The sequence below is a fragment of the Sphingomonas sp. DG1-23 genome, from assembly GCF_030730875.1.
In the GTDB taxonomy this organism is placed as follows: Bacteria; Pseudomonadota; Alphaproteobacteria; order Sphingomonadales; family Sphingomonadaceae; genus Sphingomonas.
In genome coordinates, this window is the sequence record NZ_JAVAMA010000012.1 from 165,464 (window position 1) to 190,660 (window position 25,197).

16 protein-coding genes and 1 pseudogene are annotated in these 25,197 nt (G+C 64.7%); 6 read left to right on the forward strand and 11 right to left on the reverse strand.

Annotation, left to right across the window (positions count from 1 at the left end; translation table 11 throughout):
* The first annotated feature begins 18 nt into the window (after positions 1–18).
* Together Q9Q95_RS18100 and Q9Q95_RS18105 are read left to right on the forward strand one after the other, a co-directional pair.
* A complete protein-coding gene (locus Q9Q95_RS18100) occupies positions 19–1,827 on the forward strand; it encodes a cache domain-containing protein (RefSeq protein WP_306098553.1) in 1,809 nt (602 codons plus the stop codon).
* A gap of 223 nt (positions 1,828–2,050) precedes the next feature.
* A complete protein-coding gene (locus Q9Q95_RS18105) occupies positions 2,051–4,000 on the forward strand; it encodes a bifunctional diguanylate cyclase/phosphodiesterase (RefSeq protein ID WP_306098554.1) in 1,950 nt (649 codons plus the stop codon).
* Positions 4,001–4,033: 33 nt separating this feature from the next.
* On the opposite strand, the gene Q9Q95_RS18110 is transcribed toward Q9Q95_RS18105, so the two are convergent.
* Positions 4,034–5,278: a YdcF family protein gene (locus tag Q9Q95_RS18110; RefSeq protein WP_306098555.1), complete on the reverse strand. Its 1,245-nt coding sequence runs from the start codon at positions 5,276–5,278 to the stop codon at positions 4,034–4,036.
* A gap of 1 nt (position 5,279) precedes the next feature.
* A complete protein-coding gene (locus Q9Q95_RS18115; RefSeq protein WP_306098556.1) occupies positions 5,280–7,793 on the reverse strand; it encodes a TonB-dependent receptor in 2,514 nt (837 codons plus the stop codon).
* A gap of 157 nt (positions 7,794–7,950) precedes the next feature.
* Here Q9Q95_RS18115 and Q9Q95_RS18120 point away from each other — a divergent pair, with 157 nt between their 5' ends.
* Positions 7,951–9,258 (forward strand): DUF5690 family protein, encoded by a 1,308-nt coding sequence (locus Q9Q95_RS18120; RefSeq protein ID WP_306098557.1) that lies wholly within the window; start codon positions 7,951–7,953, stop codon positions 9,256–9,258.
* Between the two features lie 100 nt (positions 9,259–9,358).
* Complete coding sequence (locus Q9Q95_RS18125) at positions 9,359–11,473, forward strand: phosphocholine-specific phospholipase C (protein ID WP_306098558.1); 2,115 nt, start codon at positions 9,359–9,361, stop codon at positions 11,471–11,473.
* 15 nt (positions 11,474–11,488) lie between these two features.
* Here the strand turns inward: Q9Q95_RS18125 and Q9Q95_RS18130 are convergent, their stop codons facing one another.
* From Q9Q95_RS18130 to Q9Q95_RS18150, 5 genes are all read right to left on the reverse strand, one after another.
* A complete protein-coding gene (locus tag Q9Q95_RS18130) occupies positions 11,489–14,746 on the reverse strand; it encodes a tetratricopeptide repeat protein (protein WP_306098559.1) in 3,258 nt (1,085 codons plus the stop codon).
* A 192-nt stretch (positions 14,747–14,938) separates the two neighbouring features.
* The gene (locus Q9Q95_RS18135; RefSeq protein WP_306098560.1) at positions 14,939–16,063 is read right to left on the reverse strand and encodes a hypothetical protein; all 1,125 of its coding nucleotides are present in this window, start codon (positions 16,061–16,063) and stop codon (positions 14,939–14,941) included.
* Between the two features lie 2 nt (positions 16,064–16,065).
* Positions 16,066–16,839, reverse strand: a complete 774-nt coding sequence (locus tag Q9Q95_RS18140; protein ID WP_306098561.1) for a hypothetical protein — start codon at positions 16,837–16,839, stop codon at positions 16,066–16,068.
* Positions 16,840–17,098: 259 nt separating this feature from the next.
* Positions 17,099–17,845 carry a siderophore-interacting protein gene (locus Q9Q95_RS18145; RefSeq protein WP_306098562.1) on the reverse strand — a complete coding sequence of 249 codons (747 nt, stop codon included), beginning with the start codon at positions 17,843–17,845 and terminating at the stop codon, positions 17,099–17,101.
* Entirely contained in the window at positions 17,845–18,540 is a 696-nt protein-coding gene (locus Q9Q95_RS18150) for a class I SAM-dependent methyltransferase (RefSeq protein ID WP_306098563.1), read from the reverse strand. Before Q9Q95_RS18150 ends, Q9Q95_RS18145 begins: the two co-directional genes overlap by 1 nt.
* 148 nt (positions 18,541–18,688) lie before the next feature.
* Between Q9Q95_RS18150 and Q9Q95_RS18155 the strand changes: the two genes are divergently transcribed.
* Entirely contained in the window at positions 18,689–19,504 is an 816-nt protein-coding gene (locus Q9Q95_RS18155; RefSeq protein WP_306098564.1) for a helix-turn-helix domain-containing protein, read from the forward strand.
* A gap of 81 nt (positions 19,505–19,585) precedes the next feature.
* On the opposite strand, the gene Q9Q95_RS18160 is transcribed toward Q9Q95_RS18155, so the two are convergent.
* The 4 genes from Q9Q95_RS18160 to Q9Q95_RS18175 all read right to left on the reverse strand — a co-directional run bounded on the left by Q9Q95_RS18160 (position 19,586) and on the right by Q9Q95_RS18175 (position 24,325).
* Complete coding sequence (locus Q9Q95_RS18160) at positions 19,586–21,724, reverse strand: peptidase domain-containing ABC transporter (protein WP_306098565.1); 2,139 nt, start codon at positions 21,722–21,724, stop codon at positions 19,586–19,588.
* Positions 21,721–22,653, reverse strand: coding sequence for an HlyD family efflux transporter periplasmic adaptor subunit (locus Q9Q95_RS18165; protein ID WP_306098566.1), 933 nt, complete (start codon positions 22,651–22,653; stop codon positions 21,721–21,723). The genes Q9Q95_RS18160 and Q9Q95_RS18165 overlap by 4 nt, the downstream gene beginning before the upstream one ends.
* Before the next feature lie 140 nt (positions 22,654–22,793).
* On the reverse strand, positions 22,794–24,143 hold the full coding sequence (locus Q9Q95_RS18170; protein WP_306098567.1) for a hypothetical protein: 1,350 nt from the start codon (positions 24,141–24,143) through the stop codon (positions 22,794–22,796).
* 26 nt (positions 24,144–24,169) lie between these two features.
* Positions 24,170–24,325 (reverse strand): hypothetical protein, encoded by a 156-nt coding sequence (locus Q9Q95_RS18175; protein ID WP_306098568.1) that lies wholly within the window; start codon positions 24,323–24,325, stop codon positions 24,170–24,172.
* 237 nt (positions 24,326–24,562) lie between these two features.
* Between Q9Q95_RS18175 and Q9Q95_RS18180 the strand changes: the two are divergent.
* Positions 24,563–24,745: pseudogene (locus Q9Q95_RS18180) on the forward strand (IS5/IS1182 family transposase); the annotation flags it as partial.
* Between the last annotated feature and the right edge of the window lie 452 nt (positions 24,746–25,197).

Sequence of the window (25,197 nt, forward strand, 5' to 3'; positions counted from 1 at the left end):
AAATCGAAGGGTAATCAGATGCGTTTGAAGATCGGCGGGCGGCTCAACCTGCTCACATTGGTGGCACTGTGCGCGATGGCCATCGGGCTCGTCATGGCGCTGGTCCGCATGGGCAACGTGATGCTGCACGACGTGGCGGCGCAGACGCGCGCCACCTTGGAAGCCGCCTATGGCGTCGTCGAGCATTACCATGCCGAGGAGACTGCCGGCCGGCTCACGCGCGACCAGGCACAGGCCTCGGCGCTCTCCGCTCTCAAGAAGATGCGCTACAACGGCGAGGAATATTTCTGGGTCAACGATCTCCAGCCGCGGATGATCATGCACCCGGTCAAGCCCGAGATGGACGGCAAGGACCTGCGCCAGACCACCGATCCTGACGGCCGCTTTCCCTTCGTCGAGTTCGTCAAGGCCGCCGAGAGGACCGCGGCCGGCGATTTCGTCGAGTATCGCTGGCCCAAGCCCGGCTCCGACGCGCCGCAGCCCAAGATATCGTTCGTCCGGAAGTTCGCGCCATGGGGCTGGGTGATCGGCACCGGCGCCTATCAGACCGACACCTGGGCGGCGATCTGGCGCGAAGCCTCCTTGCTGGTCGGCCTGGCCTTCCTCGGCATCATCGGCATGGGCTGCCTCGGCTGGTTCCTCGCCCGCTCGATCACCCAGCCGCTGAATGCGCTCACCGCACGGATGGGCGGGCTGCAGACGGGGGACACCGCCGCCGCCATTCCCGGCCTCGTCCGCCACGACGAACTCGGCGACATGGCGCGTGCGCTCGGGACGTTCCGCGACGCGGCGATCGCCAAAAGCGAGGCCGATCGCGTCAAGGCGGCGGACGATGCCGCGCAACAGGCGGTGGTCGTCACGCTGTCGCGTCATCTCGAGGCGATGTCCGACGGCGATCTGACCGCGCAGATCCACCAGGCATTTCCGCCCAATTACGAGGAGCTCAAGCGCAACTATAACAGCGCGCTCGACCGCCTCCGCGAACTGATGGCCGCGGTGACCGAGGCAAGCCACGGCATCCGCACCGGCTCCGATGAAATCGCCGGCGCCGCCGACGATCTCGCGCGCCGGACCGAGGGCAATGCCGCCAGCCTCGAAGAGGCGTCCGCGTCGCTGTCGCAGATGGAAGGAAGGCTGCGCCAGACTGCCGTCGCGGCCGGCCGTACCGTCGAGCAGACCGAGCAGGCGGTGTCGATCGTCGTCGCCGGCCGCGGCACCGCGGATCAGGCGGTCGCGGCGATGACGCGCGTGTCGAACGGCGCCAAGGGCATCGACAGCGTGATCGAAGGTCTCGACAAGATCGCCTTCCAGACCCGCGTGCTCGCGATGAACGCGGCGGTCGAGGCGGGTCGCGCCGGCGAGGCCGGGCGTGGCTTCGCGGTGGTCGCCGATCTGGTCTCGGCGCTGGCGATGCGCTCGGAAGAGGAAGCCAAGCGCGCCCGCGAGCAATTGACGGCAACCCGCGAGGATATCGGCACCGCCGTCGGCGCGGTCGAGGATGTCGATGGCGCGCTTGCCGGCATCTCCGGCAGTGTCGAGCAGGTTCTGTCGCTGGTATCGGGCATGGCGGAGGAGAATCGCGTTCAGGCGACGACGATCGTCGAGATCGCCACTGCCGTGAACGACATCGATCGGTCGACCCAGCAGAACGCCGCGATGGTCGAGCAGACCTCCGCAGCCGCCCGCAACCTCGCCACCGAGGCCGACGGCCTCAACCGCAGCGCCAGCCGGTTCAAGACCGGCGACGCAGTGGCGGTGCGGATCGCCGCTCAGGTGCGGCCGCCGTCGACGCGCGCCGACGGATGGGAGCACATGACCATCAACTGATTGCGGCTTTCGCCCACCTCGGACCCCCGATCGGCTTCTCGAAGCTTCACTTCGTTTTAACCGGCATTGCGCAGGAAGGGTCTTCAAGCGGCGTCGACATGTCGGCCCGCAGCCTGCCGGGTCGCGCCCTATGATCGATGTAGCCATGTGTATCGGCAGGGACCACGACCCCTGGTTGGTCCTGCTCGCAGTCTTCGTCTGTTGCACGGGGGCCTTCGCGATCATGCAGATGTTCGGTCGCGCGCAGGTCACGCACGGGGCCCAGCGGGTCGCCTGGTTGTTCCTGACCGCAGTAGGCGCCGGCGCGACGATCTGGTGCACCCATTTCGTCGCGATGCTGGCATATCGCGCGGGCGTTCCGGTCCGGCTCGACCCGGTGCTCACCATCGTCTCGCTGATCACCGCGATCATCGGCACGGGAATCGGGTTCGGGATCGCCGCCGGGAGCAGAAATCGCCTCTACTCGGTCGTCGGTGGTGGCGTCGTCGGGCTCGCGATCTCGGGCATGCACTTCACCGGCATGGCAGCATATCGGGTCGATGGGCTGGTCGAATGGCGGATCCCCTATGTCGCGGCATCGGTGCTGTGCTCGGTCGTCTTCGCAGGCGCCGCGCTCGGCGTTTTCGCCTCGCCTAGGCTCGGGCGTTACCGCGTCGCAATGGGTACGGGGTTGCTGGTCACGGCGATCGCGACCTTGCATTTCGTGGCGATGACGGCGCTGCGCATCACGCCGCTCCGCCTCAGCGCCGCACCGCTCGAGCCGCAACAGATGCAGGCGCTCGCGCTCGCCACGGCACTGGTCGGACTGGTGGTGATCGCCGCCGGCGTGTTCGCCGCGCTGATCGATCGCTGGACCCGTTCGGATGCGATGGACCGGCTGCACCATATGGCGATGAACGACGGGCTCACCGGACTTCCCAATCGCATCAATTTCCAGTCGGAGCTCAGGCGCCAGCTCGAACTGGCGCGCACCTGCTCGAGCCAGCTCGGCGTGGTGGCGATCGATCTCAACCACTTCAAGGAGATCAACGACGTTCATGGCCATCAGGCCGGCGACGAGGTGCTGCTTCTGGTCGCCCAGCGCATGGCAAACCAGCTCGGGCGGCACGAGATGGTGGCCCGTTTCGGGGGCGACGAGTTCGTCGCGCTCATCCGCTTCGAGCACCGCAGCCAGCTGACCGCCTTCACCGACCGGCTGAAGACCGCGCTCGAAGCCCCGCTGGCGCTTGGGCAATATGATACGCGTGTCGGCGCCAGCTTCGGCGTCGCGGTCTATCCGGGCGATGCGGGCGATGCCCAGACGCTGATGAACAACGCCGATCTGGCGATGTATCGCGCCAAGAGCCAGCGCTCGCCCGCGCCCTGTTATTATGACGCGCCGCTCGACGAAGCGATCCGCGACCGGAGGGAGCTGGCGAACGATCTGCGGGTCGCGCTCGATCAGGGCGAGCTCCAGCTTCATTATCAGGTGCAGACCTCGGTCGCGACTCATGAAGTGACCGGGTATGAGGCGCTGCTGCGCTGGACGCATCCGGTGCGCGGACCGATCGCGCCGAGCCTGTTCATTCCGATCGCGGAGGAGAACGGCCTGATCCTGCCGCTCGGCGAATGGGTGTTGCGGCGTGCCTGCTCGGATGCGATCGGCTGGCGTCACGAGGCCAAGGTCGCGATCAACGTCTCGCCGGTCCAGCTCGCCCATGCCGATCTGCCGCGTCTGTTTCATCAGGTGCTGCTCGACACCGGATTGCCGCCGCGCCGGCTGGAGATCGAACTGACCGAAACCGCGATCATCGCCGATCGCGACCGGGCGCTGCACGTCCTCCGCCAGATCAAGGCGATGGGGATCGGGGTCGCGCTCGACGATTTCGGCACCGGCTATTCCTCGCTCGAGACGTTGCGCGCGTTTCCATTCGACAAGATCAAGCTCGATCGACTGTTCGTCTCCGAGCTCGAGAACAGCCCGCAAGCAGTGGCGATCGTTCGCGCGGTGCTCGCTTTGGGCAAGAGCCTCGCGATCCCGGTGCTCGCCGAGGGCATCGAGACCGAACGCCAGCTCGGCGTGCTGCGGCGCGAAGGGTGCGACGAAGTGCAGGGCTTTCTGCTCGGCTATCCGCAGGCGCTCGCCGAATATGGCCAGCCGGGGCAGGCCGAAGCATCCGCGGGTGCCGCCTAGCGCCGCGGGCCTCCGGCAAGCCGTCGATCCGCGTCAGGGATCGAGAGGGTCGGCCGCCTCGACATGGAACGCGACCGGCGCCGGGGCGAAAAGCAGGCTGAAGCGATCCGGCCCCGGCGCGAGACGCCCGGGCTGAATGCCCATCTCGCGCAGATTGCGTCGGGCGAGTTCGTCGCCGCCGATATACGCGATCGTGCGGTGATCGGAGACGATCAGCGCCGGCCGATCGGCGGGGAAGCCGGCGGCGAGAAGCAGGCGGGCGCAGTTGCGCAGATTGGTCGTGGTGTGGCGGGCATGCGGCTCGATCAGGATCCGGTCGGCCGGAACGCCGTGCTCGGCGACGAGCAGCCGCTTCATCTCGATTGCTTCGTTGAGCGGCGTGCGATTGGGATGAACGTTGCCGCCGGAGACGATGAGGAACGGCGCGAGCCCGCGGGCGAACATGTCGGCGGCGATCCGCATCCGGATATGCCCCATCACTCCGGTGCGCGATTGCCCGTCCTCGGGTCCGTGTCCGAACACCAGCAGCGCGGTGTAAGGTTGCGCCTGCCAGTCCGTCGCCGCGACCGCGCGCACCGCCGCGGCATTCTCGCCGCCCAGCAGCGGCCGGAAGCTGCCGGCCTCGGTGCGCCCGTTCATCTGGAGCAGCCCGATCGCGTAGCGCAGCGCCGGATCGAAGAAGAGATCGTCCTTGTGCACCAGCGCCGCGGTGGCGACTCCATGCGCGCCCAGCACCTCGGCGAATTCCGGCCGCGCGGTGTCGAAGATCATCGCGTCGATCTTCGGATAGAGCGGCGCGGCGCCCTTGGCATAGACCGCGATCACCCGGTTGGTCGCTGCCGCCGCCTCGCGCCACGCCGTGGCGAGGAGATCGACGTCGGCAAGCTTCTGGTGGCGCGCGAAGCGCCCCGATGGCCGCATCTGGCCGCCGACCAGCGCGGTGCCGCGGCGATGATCGCCCGCGAGCGCGCGCAGCCGGGCCTCCACCACGGCGATGTCGGCGTCGGTCCATGTCCACGCGTCGGCAAGACATTGCGGCGACGGGGCACATCCCTCCGCCGGCACCCGTGCGGCGCGATCCGCCGCGAGCTTGCCGAGCACCGCGTCGCCGCGCAGCGCCGGTGGCCAGCCGTCCGCCGCGCGCAGCATCGCGAAGAACGGGAACACCCGCGTCTCCAGCGTGTCGGCGAAGGGCGCGGCATAGCCCCGGGGATCCTGCGCCCATGCCGACGCGGGCGTCAGGACCAGCGCGGCGGCGAGGGCGACGGCGCGGCGCAACTTACCAGCTCCGGCTCAGGATGAGGCGGAAGTTGCGGCCGAACAGCGGGCGGCCATAGATCGCGTCGCTCGCCCCCTGGCCAGCGAGCTGATCGGTGCGCGGATTGCCTTCGGTAAGGCCCCTGGCATTGGTCAGATTGTCGCCGACGATCTGGGCGCGCCACGGGCCCCAGGTGATCGACGCGCTCGCGCCGAACGTCTGATAGGCCGGCAGCGAGGTGAGGTTGAACAGGTCGACATAGCGGCGACCGACCCATTCGTAGCGGCCGGCGATCTCGAGCTCGCCTTCGCCGACGGGGAAGTGGACCGCCGGGCGGACGTTGCCGAAGAATTTGGGCTCGCGGATGATCTGGTTGCCGTTGACTGCGCTGGGATCGGCGCCCGAGCTGTTTTCGAGATTGCGATATTGCGGATCGGCGACGGTGACCGAGCCGGTCAGATCGAACCAGCGCACCGGCGCGATCTTGCCGTCGATTTCGACGCCCTTGACCACGGCCTCGCCGACGAACGGCACCGACTGGTCGTTGCGCCCGGTCACCGGGTTGAACGCGACGAACGAGGCGTTGAACGGATCGAACTTGGTGTAGAAGCCGGTGACGTAGAGATAATTGCGCCCGAAGCTGGCTTTGACGCCTGCTTCATATTGCCGCGCCCTGGTCTTGATGATCGTCGGCGCAGTGCTGGTCACCACGCCGAGCTGCGGCGGCACTTCGAGGTTCGAGATGCGGCCATAGGCGCCGAGACTGTCGGTCACGTCGTAATTGAGGCCGACCGTCCAGTTGGTCGTCGACGGCTTGAGCGTGCGCGACACGAACGCGCCGGTGAAGGCGCGCGTGGTGTTGTCGGCCAGCGTGGTCGCGTCGCCGAGATTGGCTTCGGTCGAGAGCAGGGCATAGCCGTCATAGTCATACCATTCCTTGCGCACGCCGGCGTCGAGCCGCAGGCCCCGGGTGATGTCCCAGGTGTCATTGGCGTAGAATGCGATCATCTTGGCGTCGCCGTCGCCCTGGTTGAGCGTGGTGGTGTAGCGCAGCACGCCGTTCTGGGTGACCGAGCCGAGCACCGCGCCGGTGGCCGAGTAAGCGACGAGATCGATCGTCCGCGGCTTGCTCTGCACCTCGATCAGCATGTCCTGATAGATCTGCCGGCTGCTGACGCCATAGGCCGAGCCATAGACCCCGACGCGGACGTCGTGCGACCCGAAGCCGGTCGAGAATTTCCGGGTGACGCTGAAATCGGCCTGGCTCGAGTAGAAATCGGCATCGACCGCGCGATACTGGCCGGACATGATCAGCCCCGAAGCGGCCGCGGGATCATAGGCGGTGGCGCCGTTGCTGCCGGCAATCGCATAGCCGAGCCGCGAGACGCCGGCACCGAACGCAGTGCGCGCGGCGTTGAGATAGCCCGCTGCGAAGGTGGTGGCGTCGGCGGGATTGGTGGTCGAATAGAATGCGTCGAAGCTGCTCTTGCCCTTGGTGAGGCCCAATTTGCCGGAGACCAGCCATCCGTCGAAATCGGCCTGCCAGTCCACCGCGCCATTGAAGAAGCGCATGTGGCGGCCATCGGCGAGATCGCGGTTCAGGGTCTGCACCGCGCCCGTGCCGTCGCGATAGCGGATGTTGACGTCGCGTAGCGCCGGCGAGTTCAGCGTGCCCGTATGATAGTCGATATAGGGGTCGAGCGAGACCGACGGATTGCGCGGATCGGCGACCGGGATCGGCAGGTAAAACAGGTTGTGGTCGTTGACGTACATCGCCGAGACCTTGACGAAGCCGTTGCCGAAATCGTGCTTCAGGTTGCCGCGGATCTGCCCGCCTTTGTCGCTGGGAAAGCCGCTGTCGCGATAGCCGTCATGCTGGCGTAGAAAGCCGCCCACCGCGAACGTCGTCCGGTCGTCGATCGGACCCGACTGCATCAGATCGAGCCGATATAGTCCGGTATCGCCGAGCGTCAGCTGCGCGCGGCCGCGCGCCTCGGGGCCGCCGGTCACGGTGATGTTGTTGGCGATCGCAGCGGCGCTGCTCGCAAAGATCGGCGCGGGGCCGCCGCGGACGATCTCGACCCGCTCGGTCATCAGATCGAAGCGGTTCATGCCTTCACCCGAATTGAAGAATACGCCGTCGATCTCGTGGTAGAGCGGCAGGCCGTCCTGCTGGAAGATCAGATAGCCGCGGTCGGTGGGAATGCCGCGGACGCGGGTGATGTTCTGGACCTCGCCCCCGGTCGCCTCGACCTGGATGCCGGGAACGGTGCCGAGCAGGTCGGCGAAGTTCTTGGGCGCGATCTTCTCGACCTCTTCCCGGCTCAACGAATTGACCGCATAGGATAGGTCGAAGCGGCGCTGGGCCCGGGCGGTGCCGGTCACGACGATGTCGGTCTGTTCCGCGTCCACTGGCTCGGCGGTGGCAACCGGCTGCGGGGCGTCCTGCGCAACCGCGACGCCGGGTAGCGCGACCAGCGCGCAGGTGGATGCCAGAAGCGATACCGCATAAGTCTTTTTGCCCGAGACGCGCATTTGCCAACCCCTTTTCTGATTCGGCTGCGGGGTATGTCCGGTTCGCTACTGCGCGATGACATCACGGATGCGCATCTGCGCCGCCTGCGGACCGGCCGGTCACATAGATGACCAAAGCCATGGCTAGAGACCCGCTCCGACCCTAGCGGATGTGCGCGTGATCCAGAGTTCCATACAGCCTTGCGCCACGCGGCAGCCATGGCTTGTGCCCGTCGCCGGGACGGCGGCCTTCTCGGCCTATTTCGCCATGTACGCGTTTCGCAAGCCGCTCGCCGCGGCGACCTTTACGGATGCAGGCGGGTGGGATTTCGCGATCGACTACAAATCGTGCCTGCTGATCGCACAGGTCATCGGCTACGCTTTCTCCAAGATGATCGGCATCCGGGTGGTCGCCGAGCTGACGCATGCGCGACGTGCCGTGACGATCTGTTCCCTCGTGGCCAGCGCCTGGCTGGCGCTGGTGCTGTTCGCGATCCTCCCGGCGCCGTGGAATATCGTCGCGATCTTCTGCAACGGCTTGCCGCTGGGGATGATCTGGGGCCTCGTCTTCAGCTATCTCGAAGGACGCCGCGCCACCGATCTGCTCGCCGCGATCCTGTGCTCCAGCTTCATACTTTCCTCGGGCGTGGTGAAATCCGTCGCCGCGGCGCTGATGGGATGGGGCGTATCCGAATGGTGGATGCCCGCCGCGACCGGCGCGCTGTTCTTCCCTGTCCTGCTGGTCTCGGTCTTTTCGCTCGACGCGCTGCCGCCGCCCGGCGCGGACGAGCGGGCGGAGCGCGTGGCCCGGACCCCGATGCTGCGCGCCGACCGGATCGCCTATCTGCGCAACAACGCCGCTGTGATCTTGCTGCTGTTGCTCGGCGATGTCGCGCTCACCGCGCTGCGCGACTTCCGCGACAATTTCGCCGCCGAGATCTGGATGGAGCTCGGCTACAGAAACACCGCGCCGCTATTTTCCGCCAGCGAAGTGCCGGTCGCGCTCGCGGCATTGGCGGGGTTGGGCATGCTGATGCTGATCCGGAACAATTATCGCGCCCTGATCGCGACACATGCGATCATCGTCCTCAGCGCGCTGCTGCTCGCGGGAGCGACCTTCGCCTTTTCCGCCCATTGGATCGACGGTCTCGCGTGGATGATCCTGACCGGCATCGGCCTCTTCCTTGCCTATGCGCCGTTCAGCTCGATATTGTTCGATCGGGTGATCGCCACCATCGGCAAGGCAGGCAATGCCGGATTCCTGATCTATCTTGCCGACACGTTCGGCTATTTCGGTAGCGTCGGGCTGCTATTGTATCGGAGCCTCGTCCGCGACGGGATGCGCTGGCTGCCATTCTACATCAATTGCACCTATGCCGCGGCAGCGGTCGTGATAATGTGCACCTTGTGCTCCGCCATGCTTTTCATGCGCAGGCACCAGCGTTCCGTTGCAGCCAGGCTCTATCCCTTCGCGTCGGCGATATAGATCGAGGTCCCCGGCTTCGGTCCGAAGCTCTGAACGTGAGGGGAGGGGCGTTGCCGGGGCGCTTCCTCCCGACCGGGTTATCGGGGATTGGGACACAGATATGACGCATTCGCTCGAGGGCCGGCGCGCTTTCATCAAGGCCATGATGGCGGCGGGCGGCGCGGCCTCCGGTCTGCTGCCCTCGATCGCCCGCGCGCTGGATATCCCGGCGCATCGGCGCACCGGCACGATCATGGACGTCGAGCATGTGGTGATCCTGACGCAGGAGAACCGCTCGTTCGACCATTATTTCGGCGCGATGCATGGGGTGCGCGGCTTCGGCGACCGGTTCGCGATTCTCGCACCGCCTTTGCCCGGGGCTCCCGATCGCACCGTTTTCGTCCAGCCGAACCAGCAGGACGGCGCCACGCCTGCGCTGGTCGCACCGTTCCGGCTGGACACCGTCCGCGACTTCCGCCTGTATCGCCCGCTGGGCACGCCGCATGGCTTCCCGGACAGCCAGGCGGCGTGGGACAATGGCCGGCTGGGCGGGTGGCCGAAGCACAAGCAGAACCAGGCGATGGCCTATTTCACCCGCGAGGACATCCCGTTCCAATATGCCCTCGCAGAGGCCTTCACGCTGTGCGACGCCTATCATTGCGCGCTGCATCTCAGCACCAATCCCAACCGGCTCTATATCTGGACCGGCACGCACGACCCGCAGGCGCGCGGCAACGGCCCGGCGATCGACAACGGCTATGACGGGTTCGAAGACCCGCGCGGGCATGGCGGCTACATCTGGAAAACCTATCCGGAGCGGCTGCTGGATGCGGGGGTGAGCTTCCAGATCTACCAGGACATGGCCGACAATTTCAGCGACAATCCGCTGGTCGGCTTCCGCCGCTATCGCGATGCCCGCTCCGCGAAATCGGGCCCCGATGCCGAGCTTGTGCGCCGCACGATGACGACCCGGACTCTCGATCAGCTGAAGGGCGATGTGCTGGCCGACAGACTGCCGCAGGTCTCGTGGATCGTCGCGCCGACGGCGTGGTCCGAGCATCCCAGCGTCTCCACCCCGCTTCAGGGCGCCGAATATACCGCGCAGCTGCTCGACGCGCTCACGGCCAATCCGCAGGTCTGGGCGAAGACGGTCCTGCTGATCAACTTCGACGAGAATGACGGCCTGTTCGATCACGTGCCGCCGCCCGCGCCGCCGGCACGCGACAAGGCCAATCCGGCGAGATCGATCGGGAGCACGACGATCGCGGCCGAGGACGAGTATCATCTGCATTCACAGAGCGCCGCCGACGCCGCCTATCTCGGCCGGCCCTATGGGCTGGGGCCGCGCGTGCCGATGTACGTCGTCTCGCCGTGGAGCGCCGGCGGCTATGTCGCGTCGGAAGTCTTCGATCATACCAGCGTGATCCGCTTTCTGGAGACCCGCTTCGGCGTGCGCGAGCCCAATATCAGCGCGTGGCGCAGAGCGGTGTGTGGCGATCTGACCTCCTGCTTCGATTTCGCCCGGCCGGACCACCGCAATTTCCTGAAGAAGCTGCCCGAGACCCGTGCCTTGTCGGAGCGCGCGTCCATATTGAAGGAAGTCCGGCCGGATCTGCCCCCGGCCCCGGCAGCGCCGATACAGGAAGCGGGGCTACGGCGGCGGCGCGCCACCCCCTATGCGCTCGAGGCGTATCTGGCCGAAGCAGCGGGCGAGCCCATGCTGCACCTCGTCAACGACAGCGCCGATCGCGCGGCAGTGTTCCACCTCTATTGCCGCGATCGTCTCGATGCCGATCCTGCGCGCCATACCGTCGGCGCAGGCGAACGCATGCTGGTCCCGCTCGGGCAGGAGGAGGCGAGCGCGCTGGATCTGTTTCTGCTGGGGCCGAACGGCTTTCACCGCAGCTTTGGCGGCGCGGCTTCCCGCCTCACCGCGCGGATCGAAACGAGGGGGAGGGGCATGGCCACGCTCCGCCTCGAAAATCGGTCCGAATTGCCGCGCACGCTGGAGATACGGGACCTCGCTTACGGCCAGCCGTCACGCCGCACGTCGCTCGCGCCCCGACAGGCGCGCGGACTGTCGCTGAAACTGGAGAAGAGCCATGGCTGGTACGATATCGGGATCGAGGCGAGCGGCATGAGCCTCCGCATGGCCGGCCATGTCGAAAACGGCGAGGCCTCCTATTCAGATCCCGCCGCGTACGGGGCCGCGACGATGCGGTCGAAGACGCGGTGAGCTGCGCAATCGGCGCTATTCCACCGTGCCGATCGACGGTTGAAGCTCCAGCCCATAGCCCTTGAACCGCTCGCCGACTCCCGCTTCGTTGCGCACTGCCGCGTCCGCATCGGTTTGAGACCTTGCCTTGTCGCCCTTGCGCGCCCAGGCCAGCGCGCGGCCGAACAGCGAGGAGGTCTGGTTCGGCGATTTCGCCAGCGCCCGGTCATAATCGGCTATCGCTTCATCGACGCGGCCGAGACGCAGATAGACGAGGGCGCGGCTGTCGAGGAAGCCGGCGATATCGGGTTCCCTGGCGAGCGCGCCGTTGCAATCCGCCAACGCGCTTTCGAGCGCGACCCCGGCCGTGGCCTTGGCCCAGCACAGATTGTTCAGCGCGACGGGCTCGGCTGTCTTGATCGCCGCCGCGAAATCCTTGTCGGCGCTTTTGCCGTCGCCGGCGCGCGCATAGGCGATCCCGCGCCCCGAGAGCAGCCCGGCATCGTCGGGTTGTCTGGCGAGCGCCTTCGAGTAGGTCGCGATCGCGCCACGATAGTCGCTCTCATCGGCCTGCAGCTTCGCCATGGTGGCGAGCGCATCGGTCGAATCGGGCTCCAGCCGCAACGCCGCCTCGATGTCCTGCTTGCGGCCCGCTTTGTCGGCCTTGGGCCGATTTTCACTGCGGTTCAGATAGATGAAGGCTTCGGGCTTGATCGCCAGCGCGCGATCATAAGCCTTCATCGCCTCGTCGGATTTGCCGAACGCGTTGTAGATGGCGGCGGCAGTGACGTGCGTATAGGTTTGATCGGGAATGGCCGCCGAAATCGCGGCGGCCTCGGCGAGCCCCTCTTCGGTCTTGCCCTGGCGCCGGAAGATATTCGCCCGCAACAGATAGAGCGTGGACCAGCGGGGCTCGAGCTTCAGCGCCGCCGCCGAATCGCGCAACGCCGCCGCGTCGTCGCCGACGGAGCGGTACGCCTCGGCGCGCGAGCCGAACGCGAAGGCGTTGCCCGGGTCGATCTCGATCGCGGCGGTATAGGCCGCCACGGCGTCCTTCGGGGTGCCGTTGCGCTGCGCCATCAGGCCGCGGCCGCGGAACACGACCGCATTGCGCGGATCGAGCGCGTAGGCCGCGTCGAGATCTTTCGTGGCGGCCGGAAAGTCGTTCTTCCAGACCCGCGCGATGCCGCGATTGGCGAAAGCGAGGGCGCTCTTCGGGTCGAGCGCGAGCGCGCGGTCGAAATCCGCGATCGCCTCGTCATAACGGGCGCGGTCGAGCAGCAAATTGCCGCGGAAGAGGAAGCCGTCCACCGTGGTCGGCATGGTATCGAGAGTCTGCGCAACTTCCTTTTCGGTCAGCCGATACTGCGCCGGGCGCTTCAGGTAGACGGTCTTTCCGGCGAGGTCGCGCAGCGCCTTCTCGGCCGCGGGCGCCTCGCTCGCCGGGAATTCGGGGGCGATGCTCCGCTCGGTCTTCTCGATGGTGAAGACGTTGCCCATTAGCCGCGCCTGGCGGCGATAGGCGATGCCGGCGATCGTCCGGTCGACATCCTCCTGTGACCCGGCCCTGGCGCTTTCGAAGCCGGGAGGGAGCAGGATCGTCTCGGTGACGCGGGTGTAATAGGGATGGGCGACCGAGAACGGCGCGTCGCTGTCCGGCCCGGGCTCGCGGCCGAAATCGGCCTTGTAGCCGATCGCGGTGCCGTCGGTTTCGTACCAGCCGCTGCTCCAGTCCATTCGCGCCAGGCCGGTCATCGTCAGGCGCTGCTCGCCGGTGGCCGGATCGAAGCTGGCCGCGACCGACTTCGGCTCGATGAAGTCGTACTCGCCTTTCCAATATTCGCGCAGCGATCGCTCGCGCACCTCGCCGGTGAGGTTGGCAAGCCCGAGATTGGTCGCAGTCGCCGCATCGCCGCGCATCACCGTCTCGACGGTGACCGGCGCCGGTACGGTGAGGCCTGCCGTGGCGTCGATGCGGATGGCGACTTCGTGGCCCGGCTTGTCGAGCGGCGCGGGCAGCAAGCGGACCAATGCCGCCCCCTTGGCGACGAGCGGCAGCCCCCAGCTAAAGTCCGGGACAGCGAGCCGATCGAGGCTGGCGTCGCCGGTGCGGGTGCCGTCGAGCCAGAAGCTCTTGCCGGCAATCCTGGCGCGAACGATCACGTGATTGAACAAGCCGACCATCGGCACGCGGGTATCGAGGCCGTCCCCGAATACCGTGCTGACCGCAACCGGCTCCGCCTCGATGTTCATCTCGCGCAGGAGTGCGAGGAGGAGCGCGGTCTTGCCTTTGCAATCGCCGTAGCGGCGCGTCCAGGTGACCTCGGCATCGGCGGGAACGAGTCCACCGCTGCCCATTGCCAGCGCGACATATCGCACCCGGTCCTGCACCAAAGCGAGCGCCGCTTCGGCGCGCCTCTCCGGATCGGCGGACGCGGCGCGAATGCGCTCCAGCTCGGCGCGAAGCGGGCCTTGCGCCGGCAAGGTGGCAGCCTTTTCGAAGAGCGGCGCCAGCAGCGCGCCCAGATCCGCCCAGGACCGGAAATCGGTGGCCTCCACCGTTCCGCCGAGCGAATAGCGTGCCGGGGCGCCCTTGGGCGGGTTGAACGGCTGCACGTCGTCGAGCGAGAATTCGACTATTCTGCGATTCCCCGACTGGATCGGCTTGAACGCAGGAAGCCCCGCAGACTGGCGCAGCTGTACCCGCAAGTCGGCGGGCCATTCGATCCGCATGTGCATCCGCCCGATCGGCGTGGCATTCCACCCGCCGGCGAGATGCTCGACATGGCCTTTCATCACCGGATCGCTCGACGATACCGACGTCGCGAACTCGATCACGTCGCCGACCTGCAGCCCCTCAGGCTGGATATTGGCGGTGAGCATACCGTCGAGGGTCGCGCTTTCCAGATTGGTCTCGCGCCGCAGCACGGTGAAGGTCTGGCCCGATTCCAGCACGTCGATCACCTTGTCGCCGCGCCGGATCAGGAGCTTGTGAACCGTGAGCTCGTCGGTCTCCGGTCGCCACGGGAAAGAGATGTTTCCCGCCGCCAGTCCCTGCGGCGTCTGGATCTTGAGCACGACCTGCGAATAGATCGTCTCGCGGCCGGTCTCCAGCGCCACCTGCTGGTCCCACAGCAGCATCTTTATGGCGGCGTCGTCCGGTTTGGCGGGGGCGGGTGGCACCGCCACCGGCTTCACCCAGGCCGGTACCGGCCCGATCACCGGCTTGTCTCCCGCCTGCGCGGCGGTCGTGAACATAGTGGACGCCATGAAGGCGATGAGCAGCTTCCGCACGATTTTACCCCCGATTTCAGGGGAGCTTAACCGCCGGATTTGATCATTGCACCTAAAAGCCAGCCAATTTCTTGCGCGTCGGCCATGGGGCGTCGGACACGAAAGTCTCCAGTTTCGAGATTTCCAGGCCTCGGACCCGCTGCGGCCAAGCCTTACGACCGTTAAAAACGGCCAATCGCCTCGACCGCGAGTCTACCCTGAGGCGGCCGCGCCGGGCTTCGCAATCTTGTATACCGATCTGCCGAGGCGCTCGCGCACCGAGACGTAGTCCGAGGCCGACAGGCTGATCATCCTGAGCTCGTGACTCAAAACCAACGCAAGGCCGAAAGCCAGATCCATGAATTCCGAATCTAGCTCTCTCTTCCTCTGCTTCTTGTCGAGCCGCCCGATCGCGAAAGTCTTGTACTCTTCCCGGAACTTCAGCGTCTTCAGCGACTCAATCGCCGCGACCGCGTGCGTCGCGAGGGGCATATCCGGTTCGTCATCGCCGTCCGAAGCCAGAGCCCTCGTCGCGTAGCGCTCCGCGATCGTCGCGCTCACGCCAAGCCGGCGAAGCGCGACTTCGAGGCCGAACTCGGGCGGGGTCGCCGCGAACTCGCGACCCGGCAGCTCGAGCTGCGTGTTTCTCTCGTCGGCCGACGCAAATGCGTTGATCATCGAATGATCGAGCAGGAACGGGATGATGTTCTCCGTTGCGCTTCGAAATCGATAGGTAAGCTGATAACGGGTCGTGCGATCTGCAACGTGGATCAAGCGATTGAACAAGCGATAATATGTCAGAAGAGCGCGGGCGAAATCCAGCGCGAGCAGGCTGCGCGCGAAGCGTTCGTCGAGGTCGAACTCGCTGACAAGCTCGCTCAGCGCTTTTCGAGTGCTTCCTCGATGCGCTTCCGTTTCCAACAACAGCGAACGGCGGATTGCCGCAGCCAGGAATCTCGGCTGATTGATGAACCCAGCCACTTCGAGCTGCGAAAACGGGAAGTTCCGCAGCCCCTCGAACATCTTCTTCAAACGCTCGACCAAGACCGGGCGCGTGCCGGTCTCCACGATCCCGTTGACGTGGCGAAACGCGAAAACGTTTGCGTCGCCGGGCCGATATTCGAGCTTGATGCTCTCGGGCGCCGGCAGGAGCTCCTCTTCGAGGACCTCCGCCTTCGAAAAGGAATCAATCGAAAGCAGGTTGTTGGCCGTATTCGCGAGATAGTATCCGCCCTCCGGCGAGGTAAACGCCGGGGTGACGAAGCCCGGTACGTCGAGGCCGGGATCAATGATTCCAATCAGCCTGAAGTTTTCGTTGGCGGGCGTTGCGGTGGCCACGGCTAGGCGACTTTCAAGGTCTGATGCAAATCCTGCACCATTGAACATGCATATTCCAAAACAACCGACATAAGTCCTGACCGCTGCTGTTGCATGTACTGATATTTCTGGACGCAGACTCCTTGCGATTGCAGGCTCCGAATCGCGCTGTTGTCGGCATATTGCCGAGGCAGCACGATACCGAGAATGTTCGACGCGTCGATCGGGACATCGGTCAGGCTGGTCACCTCGAGCGATGAGCGCCGATCGTCCGCCGCATCGGGATCGGCGTCGCGCACGATCGCCGAGTAGCATTCGACCGCGGGGCAATCCGGATCGAGCCGTCGCATGAACCCGTCCAGGTCAGCCCGGATATAGTCTCCATAGGACTGCCAGTGGCGCTCGATCACCCGTTCGCACTCCGTGATCTCCTCGCGCATGGCAAAGTCCGTCAGTTTGTGGCCATCGGCGGAAGGACCGTAACGCGGAAAACCCCCGGTATCGAACGGATATACACTGAACGGTGCGGCTATCGCGTCAGGTGCAATGATCAACGCCGCGGGCGCAGCGATGACGACGTTCGTCTTGCTGCTGTCCTTGGGACGATAGGCGGCGCGCCCGTAGAAGAAATAGTTCAGCTTCTCGCCGAAAACATCGCAGATTTCGTCAGTCGAAACGACCCCGTTCTCGATGAAGTCGAGGATCGTTCTACAGGAGGCGACGTGGCACAAAGGAAGCTGCGGGTTCGCAGGCGTGCTCGTGTTGACGGCCAGCGACTGCCTGAAGCTATGCGGCATTCATCCCCCCACTTTCGCTGCGAGCGAGGTTATGTTTAAAGGCTGCGCCGACGCAAGCGAAATTGGGCCGTAAATTCCAGCTCCGATAGAGAGGCATTTTACTCTATGCTTATCGGATTCGGCGTTCGCTCCGAAATAATCCATCCCATTATGAGACCATGACGACCGGTCTCTCTCTCGATCGTCTCGGTCGCCACTCGCAATTATCTGGCACCGTCCTGCACGATGGCCCGCCAGCTTCGGGCGATAGCGGCAATTATCAGTCGAGACCTGCCTTGCCGGGCGCCCAATACGCCTTGGAGACGATGCGCGCCGACGCGACCATTTGCCGCTTCAAGCTTTGGCGGAGGCGCTGAATAGTGCTGGCCTTACCCGTCAGCACGAACGAGGCGCCGGCACCGGCGAGCGCGAGGAGCGCCGCTTCCATCTCTTCGAGATGCGCATCGTCGCCGCGTCTGGCAAATAGCTCGGCGCTGTCGAGCCCGAGTTGCCGCAAGACCTGTCCGTCGCTCTCCGCGTCCCCGACCTCGAGATGGCAGGTGACGTTTCGGGATAGATCCCGATGGACCAGCGCATAAGCGAGCCCGATCGAGGTCTCGTCGCCGAAAATGGCGAGCGGACCGGGCAGGCGGCACGCGTCCAGCGAGGGACGGGGTCCGAAGATGTCGCAGATGTCGCCGGGCTCGACCTCTCGAACCCAGGCGCTTCCCGGGCCTCCGCCGTGCGCATAGCCGAGGATGCAAGCACGCCCGGTCGACGGGTTCCATTCGATCGGCGTATAGGTCCGGGCGACGAAGGCCGAGCCCATCGCGATCTGTATCTTCTGCCCGGGCGTCCACGAAACGGCCTCGAGCGCCGGACCTTCGAGCGTGATCAGCCGGAAGCGGTCGGCGAGCGGCTCGGCCGTGACGACGGTGGCGCGCTTCGTCAGCAGGCGGATGAGCGCCTGGCTCAACCGGCCCGGCGCCCTGGCCGCCGGCCGCTCGGGCGGGTCTATCGCGAACATCACGAGACCCTCACGGCGAACTCGTTGCCGCGGCCTTCGTCGAGCGGGAGTGGCTGGGAGAAATAGCCATTCGCGGGATTGCGAACATAGTCCAGATAGTCCGACTCGAAAGCGTTCTCCGCCAGAATGGCAGCGCCGGGCCGCAGCCGGGGCTCGACCAGCCTGAGGATCGGCAGGTATAGCGAAAATGCGCCGTCGAGCAGCAACAGGTCGACTTCGTCGCCCCCGTCTCCAAGCGTCTCGAGTGCGTCGCCTTCGCGAATCTCCACGAGGTCGGCAAGGCCTGCCGCTTCGAGATTGGCGCGCGCCCGAACCACCTTGGTGGGCTCGATCTCGGATCCCGTGAGCCGCCCGCCGCCATTGTCGCGCAGCGCGGCGGCCAGATAGAGGGTCGAGATTCCCATCGACGTGCCGAACTCGACGATCCTCCTCGCCTTGCAGGCGCGTGCCACGGCGTAGAGGAAGCGGCCATAGGCCGGCGAGACGGCGAGGAAATTGCCCGCGTAACGGCGATAGATCGCGCGATAGTCCGCCCGTTCCTCGGCGATGATGCCGGCGATCGCCTGTCCGGCCGACATTCCGGGTGCCTCGATGGCCGCCATCATCGCTTCGATATGTTCGCGGTCCGACGTCTCGGCCTCGTGATGCAGCGTCTCCAGAAGCCGGGAGACGCATTCGCTGCGCAGTGTCTGCACGCTCTTCCTTTCGCCTGGTCATGGCCCGATTGGCCTCGACCGATTTCCAGCAAAGGGATAAGAGGCAGCGACTCTGGCGTCATTCCGAAGTTAAGACAGATTATTATTCAATTACGCCAAACACCCCCTCTTGGACCGCAGGCAAGCCATGCCCATTCTGAATGATCTTTCCCAAGCCTCGGATTGGATCGAACCCGACGAGGTCCCCCGGCCGGTCGTGACCTATGGCATCGTGACCGACAATTTCGACGACGGCATCGAACTGGACCCGCACCGTCACGCAAAGGGCCAGATCATTCTGGTGCAGCGCGGTGCGCTGAGCTGCGAAGTGGACGGCGGCCTGTGGATGGTGCCGCCGCGTAGTGCCATATGGATACCTGGCGGCGCGCTGCACGCGATCAAGGCTGCAGGTCCGCTTGAAGGCTATAACGCCTTCGTCGATCCGGCGGTGAGCGTCGATCTGCCCCCGATGTGCCGCGCGGTGGCTGCAACGCCGCTGCTGCGCGAACTGCTGACCCGCGCGGCGCATCTACCCCTTTTCTATGAGGAAGGCGGCGTGAACACCCGGCTGTTGTCGGTGCTTATCGACGAACTCGCCGCGGCGCGGATCGAGGATCTTCACCTGCCGATGCCGGACGACATGCGGCTGCGCAGGATCGTCAGCCAAATGACGGCCGCGCCGGCTGACCGGGCGACGCTCGACGTCTGGGCGAAGCGGGCGGGCCTGAGCGAGCGGACGCTGGCGCGGCTGATAAGCCGCGAGACCGGAATGAGCTTCGGCCGCTGGCGGCAGCAGCTCGGCGTCATGCTGGCGGTGAAATGGCTGGCCGGCGGCACGTCGATCCAGCAGGTCGCCGCCGGTCTCGGCTATGAGAGCGTGCCCAGCTTCGTCACCATGTTCCGCAAGGCGCTCGGCACCTCGCCGGGGCGCTATATGGCGGAACGCTATTCGGGCCTGATGTGAGCTTGGTCAGGATCGACCGGGCGCCGCATCGGCGACGAATACGCCTCGGCCGGTTGCCGCCGAAGACGAGCCAAAGCCTTTTCAATCCAGCTTTTCGCGAAGCGTGGAGTAGATGTGCGTGACTTCGCTTATCCGGCCTTCCTCGATGGCATAGACGCGGCTTGCCGAAACGATCGTTTCAAGCCGGTGCGCCACGATGATCCGCGTGATTCCGAGCGCCGCGACAGCCTCGTTCACCAGCTTTTCCCTGGCTTGATCGAGATGGGATGTGCCTTCGTCGATGACGAGCAGCCGGGGACGCCGGAAAAGCGCCCGGGCCAGCAGCAATCGCTGCTTTTGCCCACCCGACAACGCGCTGCCCATATCGCCAACGAGCGTTTCGTAGCGCATCGGCATGGCTTCGATATCATCATGTATCGAAGCGGCCTTCGCTGCCGCAATGATGCGGCTCATTTCCGCTTCTTCTTCAAACATCGCGATATTCTCGGCCAGCGAGCCAACGAAGAGGCTGTCGTCCTGCAGCACGGCCGCGATCTGATCGCGGTAGTTTCTGTAGCCGAAGCTGGAAAGCGGCCTGCCATCGATCAGGAGCTCTCCATGATCGGGTTCGATCAGGCTGAGCAGAATCTTGACCAGCGTCGATTTGCCGCCCCCGGACGGACCTGTGATCGCGATGTGCGCGCCGGGCTCGATCGTCAGGTTGAGCTGCTTGAGGATCAGCGGCTCGCTCGGCGCATAGCGATAACTGATGTCGCGAAGTTCGATGTGCCCCGCCAGAGCGGTCGTTGGTGCCGGCGGTTCGGACACACTTTTGTCCTGGTCGGACAAGGCGATGTCGGACAGTCGTTCGAGGTGCAGGCCGAGCATCCGGAAATTGATGATCTGATCGACCAGCGACCCGGCGCGCTGAAGAAATTGCGTCTTATAGGCCATGAAGGCGAAAACCATGCCCACGCTGAAGCCGCCGCCGATCGCCAGCCGGATCGCCAGCCAGATCGATATGACCGTTTCGATGCCGAAAATCAGGACGTTGGCAGTACTCTGCCAGATGCTGATACGGGACAGCGACACATTGGCGTTCATCGCCCCGACCAGTCTCTCCTGCCACATCTGGTGACGTGCGGCTTCCTGATTGAACAGGCGCAAGGTCACGATGCCGCGAAGCGATTCGATCATCGCAAGTTGCTCCCGGCCACCAGCGACAATGGCCTCCTCCTGCGCTGCGCGCTGGATCGGAAACACGACCGCGCGCACGATCCCGTAAATGACGAAACCGACCAATGCGACGAGGGTAAGTTGAATGCTGTAGAAGGCCATGATCACCAGCGTGAAAATGGCCAGGCTGCCGTCGATCATCGCGGACACCGCGTTTTGCGTCATGAATTGCTGGATCGGCTTCACCGACTGGAATCGCGACAGGATGTCGCCGATGTTCCGTTTCTCGAACCAAGGAATGGGCAGCCGGAACAGTCGACGGGCGATGTTGGTGGCGATGCCGTACCCCAGCGCCGTGCCGCTGGAAAGCAGGACGAAGGATCGCAGCAGGGAAGCAAGCGAATTGATGAGCGTGAACAGGCCAAATCCCAGCGCCAGCACCGTCAGCAGGTTGACGTCGAGCGCCGGCAGGGCCTCGTCGACCGCGATTTGCATATAATAAGGAGAAGCGAGGACGAAGGCTTCGAGGATAATCGAGAGAATGACGGTTTGCGCGATCGCGCGCTTCAGACCGGTGACCCGCTGCCATAATTGCGAGAGCCGCATTCGCGCACGGTGCTTCACCGGAGTGAAATCGGCCGCGGGCTCCAGTTCCAGCGCCACTCCGGTAAAATGGTTCGACACCTCGGCAAGCGAAATCCACCGGGACATTGCCTCGGGATTGTGGATCAGCGCCTTCGACCCTTTGATCCGCTCCAGCACGACGAAATGATTCATGTCCCAGTGCAGGATGGCCGGGAGCTTGAGATTTCCGAGGTTTTCAAGATCGAGCTTTACGCCGCGTGCGGAAAATCCGAGCTGGTCGGCCATCGCGAGGAGCGAGCGTAGCGAAGTGCCGCGCAGCGATGGCTTGAACCAGCGGCGAAGCGCACCGAGGTCGATGTCGAAACCATGATAGTTGGCGATCATGGCGAGCGCAGCGAGGCCACATTCGGCTGCCTCGGTCTGGCGGACGAGCGCAACCTTGCGGCGGCGGAGCAGGGCAAGGTCAAGCTGGAGCGTCAATGTTTGCCTGCGAACAGAGGCGCAAACAGCCATTCGATCAGCGTGCGTCTTTCGGTGACGATCCGGGCCGAAAGGGTCATCCCAGGCAAGATCGCCCGCTTGCGTCCCATGACTTCGACCCAAGGTCGCGGAATCGATGCCGTCACGATGTGGACCGGGCGCCCATCCTTGCTGTCCGGCCGCGTCGTCGGGAATTGCGCGACGCTTATGACGCGGGAAGGCAAGGTGCCGAAGCTGAGGTAGGGATAGGCCTCGAGCGACAGCTTGACCTCGTCGCCGGCCGAAATGAAGCCCGCCGCCTCGCTCGGAACGAATAGTTCAACCTGGGCTTTGTATGGCTGCGGGATGATCGTCATCAATGGCTGGTTTGGGTCTGCAAACGCCCCCGCACGGGCACGCATCGCGGTGACAACGCCGTCTACCGGCGCAATCAACATATAGCCTTGGGAACGATCGGCTGGAATGGTCTGTCGAGACAGCGCGCGGCTGGAGGATCCTGGCACCGTGGCGGCAGCGGGCTGTGGCTCGAATCCGCTTTGTGTGGCCTGGGTCTGACGGGGCTCCTCGGCCGCGTCGAGGCTGCCGAGCGGCCGTTCGCCGATGCGAATTTCGGCAAGTTCCTGACCGATGTGCACGGTCTGCCCTTCGGCCACCGAAACCCGCGATATCGTGCCGGCGCGGCTGGCTGCAACACTGGCTACGCCCTTCTCCAGCGTGATCTCGCCGGGCACCGTCTGTACTCTGGGATAGGATGCGAGGCTCAGGAAAAGGCAGCCCGCGGCCAGCAGGGTCAGTAGAAGCAGCCCGACAACGTGCCAGGACATCGGTGTGTAGATCTGCACGCTCCCGTGCAGGCGCTGGGCATGATGATGCAGCGCTTCTTCACGAAACAGGTGCGCCGGATGCGGCTTGCCCGCGGGTTCCGTCATCTAGATGCGGCGCCGGAAACGCAGCGATTGTTCGAAGGGAGCGGCAGTCCGGCCGGAAAGACGAGGTCGGAAGAGTCCATTTACGAAATCCCCAGAGCAATCTTGAAACGATACGGTGACCATTGCTTGGTCGACGCTGTTCAACTTCCAGTCAATCTCTGCGCGGTTAATTTGCGGGACGCCCGCTTCCGCCCCGTCCGCCGTGCGACGCGCTGCACCGCCCATTCGAAATCGCGCCGCATAATCTTGAGCCGGCCGATTCTCAGCATCGTTTCGACCTCGATCTGCTCGAAGGGGCCCCGGCGGAAACTTTCGGCTGCATAAAATCCCAGAGCATCGACAGAACGGCGGTTGCCCAAATCGGCTTCGAGCGCGAATGCGGCGTGCGGCTGGACGAATGCGGCGTCCCCCGGCGACAAGATGCGGCCGATGTTCAAAGGGGCATTGCGAACGCCATTGGCAACCGGATTGGGAAAACTGCGTTCGGCCCGGACCTGCCCGAAATCATATATTTGCGCGGTCTTTTCCGGCCAGGACCCTCCATCGGCCATCTGGACGTTGGTCACTTCGAGACAGTCGGCGCCGCTGCTTCTGATTGACTCGGCAACGCGCGCAATCATGGCGATTTCCGGATCGATACAGGGAACGACCGGGACGGACTTGTATCTGAGCGTATCGTCTCCGTCGATTTCAGGATTGACCAGCCGAAAGGACGACCCCGAACCCGTGGTGCTGAGACCGAATGATCGCAGCAGAAACTCGATGTGCAAGTCGAGCTTTTCGCGTTCGCTGCCCGCTAATGGCAAGCTTTCGCCGGGGATGGGGCGGGCATGGGCCCGCCTCACGTGCATTCCGGCCGGCGCAGTGCCGTGCCAGCCGCCGACGATATCGAATCCAAGATCGAGCACCGCATAGACGGGTACGACGTGGTAACCGGGATAGGTGCGGGCAAAGATTGTATCGATGAGCCAGCCGTAGAGGAAATCGGCGATGGCAAAACCCAAATACTCGAGCCCATTCTTATAGGGCTCGTGGCAGGGAACCAGCCCGGGCGCGACGCCTGCACCCTTCAGGTCGAGGAACCGTGCGCCGCCTTGGTCGGGATTTTCGTCCACGGGGACGACCACGGCCCGGCCGTAACCGGGCGGCCGGAAGCCCGTTCGAACAAGCCCGTCCAGCTCGATCGGCGAATTGACCATATTGGGGTGGGATTGCTGCGTCGACATGAACGCGGCGTTGCGGACCAGCCAGTCGTTGATGGCGGTGGGGCAGGGGCGGTTTGCGGCCTCGCAAACGGCACACCCGGCAACCCTGTGCTTCTTGCTGGCGTCGGGCCCGAAAAACTGCGGGAAGTCTTGGACTATAGCGCGATAGTTCGCGCAGACGACCTTGGCACCTTTGACGTGAACAAGCGGTTCTTCACCAATATCGCCAGTCGAAACTTGGCTTATATGTTCAATCAATGGGCCGTCGGGCACCCGCGCGAACATCGTTGAGCAGACTTAAGTCCAGTTATTCAAAAGGTGGGAGCGTCGCTCTGCACCTTTTCTTTGCTCGACGCCAGCAGTCCGCCGGCAACGGCGTCCAGCTCAATGTCGGTAAGTTCGGCAATTTTAAAAGCCGTCACTTCTTCAGTCATACGCGCGAGCTCAGCTGCGAATTTAGCGCTCATTGTCACTTCCTTCTGCAAGAGGATCACTTCACCTATGCTATGAAGCAAACTGTTGATGAAACGCGATCTTAGGCGTGTCAATAACTTTCTGGCCGTTCGTAGCGCTTAAGCGATGAGCAGAGTAAACCCCTGCGAGTGTCTAATCCGAAATTAAGATGAGTGGAATCAGCGACTTATCTTGACGGCTTGCCTGATGGTTGATTTGGCGGTTCTGCATCGGGCGGAAGGAAATCAGCGATGTGGACCGACTCCAGCCGCCCGCATCATGCCCGCGCGGGACTGGTTTCGCCAAGCAATTTCACCGACAGCGACTAGGCGTTTCTGGGCCGGTTCCTTCCGCCGCCGCCCTCTGTTGGTCGTCCGCACAAATGGCCGATGCGTCCGATCGTCGAGGCAATTCTTTACCAACTGCGCGGTGGTTCAAGGCGCAAGGCCGGGTAGCCGCATCCGTCGCAGGAAGCCCGATCGATGCCAGCGCGCATCCGGGCGGCAATGCCGCCCAATCCGGGGGTCCGTGCCCGCGTCGAGCCTGTCTGCACGCATCAGAAAGGAAGGGGTGCGGCTGTCCCTCGATACCCTCGGCATCAAGCGCGGGGCCAAGATCGCGCTAGTCGATCTGGCCTATAACTGCACCGCTTGATCGTCCGCGAACGAAAGACCGTAATGGATCGGTGCGCCTAAGGCAGAGATCGCCAAGATGCGGCTGTATCGCGCCCGGAAAGGCCTGCAATCGCGTCATATTCGACGCCCGCGCCGAATGCCGCTCAGACCCGCGGGCCAAGGAGGGGGCTGCTGCGATACTCTGGAGTTGACCGGTCTCGGACGCGACCGACAGGTTCATGCGGCGGCGGCCCCGGCGAGACCTTCGCGCA

What these genes read in the sequence shown, in the direction of transcription:
- Q9Q95_RS18170 (WP_306098567.1), bottom strand. Translation starts at nt 24,143, where the DNA reads ATGTTCGCGCGGGTGCCCGACGGCCCATTGATTGAACATATAAGCCAA.
- Q9Q95_RS18125 (WP_306098558.1), top strand. Translation starts at nt 9,359, where the DNA reads ATGACGCATTCGCTCGAGGGCCGGCGCGCTTTCATCAAGGCCATGATG.
- Q9Q95_RS18100 (WP_306098553.1), top strand. Translation starts at nt 19, where the DNA reads ATGCGTTTGAAGATCGGCGGGCGGCTCAACCTGCTCACATTGGTGGCA.
- Q9Q95_RS18155 (WP_306098564.1), top strand. Translation starts at nt 18,689, where the DNA reads ATGCCCATTCTGAATGATCTTTCCCAAGCCTCGGATTGGATCGAACCC.
- Q9Q95_RS18175 (WP_306098568.1), bottom strand. Translation starts at nt 24,325, where the DNA reads ATGAGCGCTAAATTCGCAGCTGAGCTCGCGCGTATGACTGAAGAAGTG.
- Q9Q95_RS18105 (WP_306098554.1), top strand. Translation starts at nt 2,051, where the DNA reads ATGCAGATGTTCGGTCGCGCGCAGGTCACGCACGGGGCCCAGCGGGTC.
- Q9Q95_RS18140 (WP_306098561.1), bottom strand. Translation starts at nt 16,839, where the DNA reads ATGCCGCATAGCTTCAGGCAGTCGCTGGCCGTCAACACGAGCACGCCT.
- Q9Q95_RS18145 (WP_306098562.1), bottom strand. Translation starts at nt 17,845, where the DNA reads ATGTTCGCGATAGACCCGCCCGAGCGGCCGGCGGCCAGGGCGCCGGGC.
- Q9Q95_RS18165 (WP_306098566.1), bottom strand. Translation starts at nt 22,653, where the DNA reads ATGACGGAACCCGCGGGCAAGCCGCATCCGGCGCACCTGTTTCGTGAA.
- Q9Q95_RS18115 (WP_306098556.1), bottom strand. Translation starts at nt 7,793, where the DNA reads ATGCGCGTCTCGGGCAAAAAGACTTATGCGGTATCGCTTCTGGCATCC.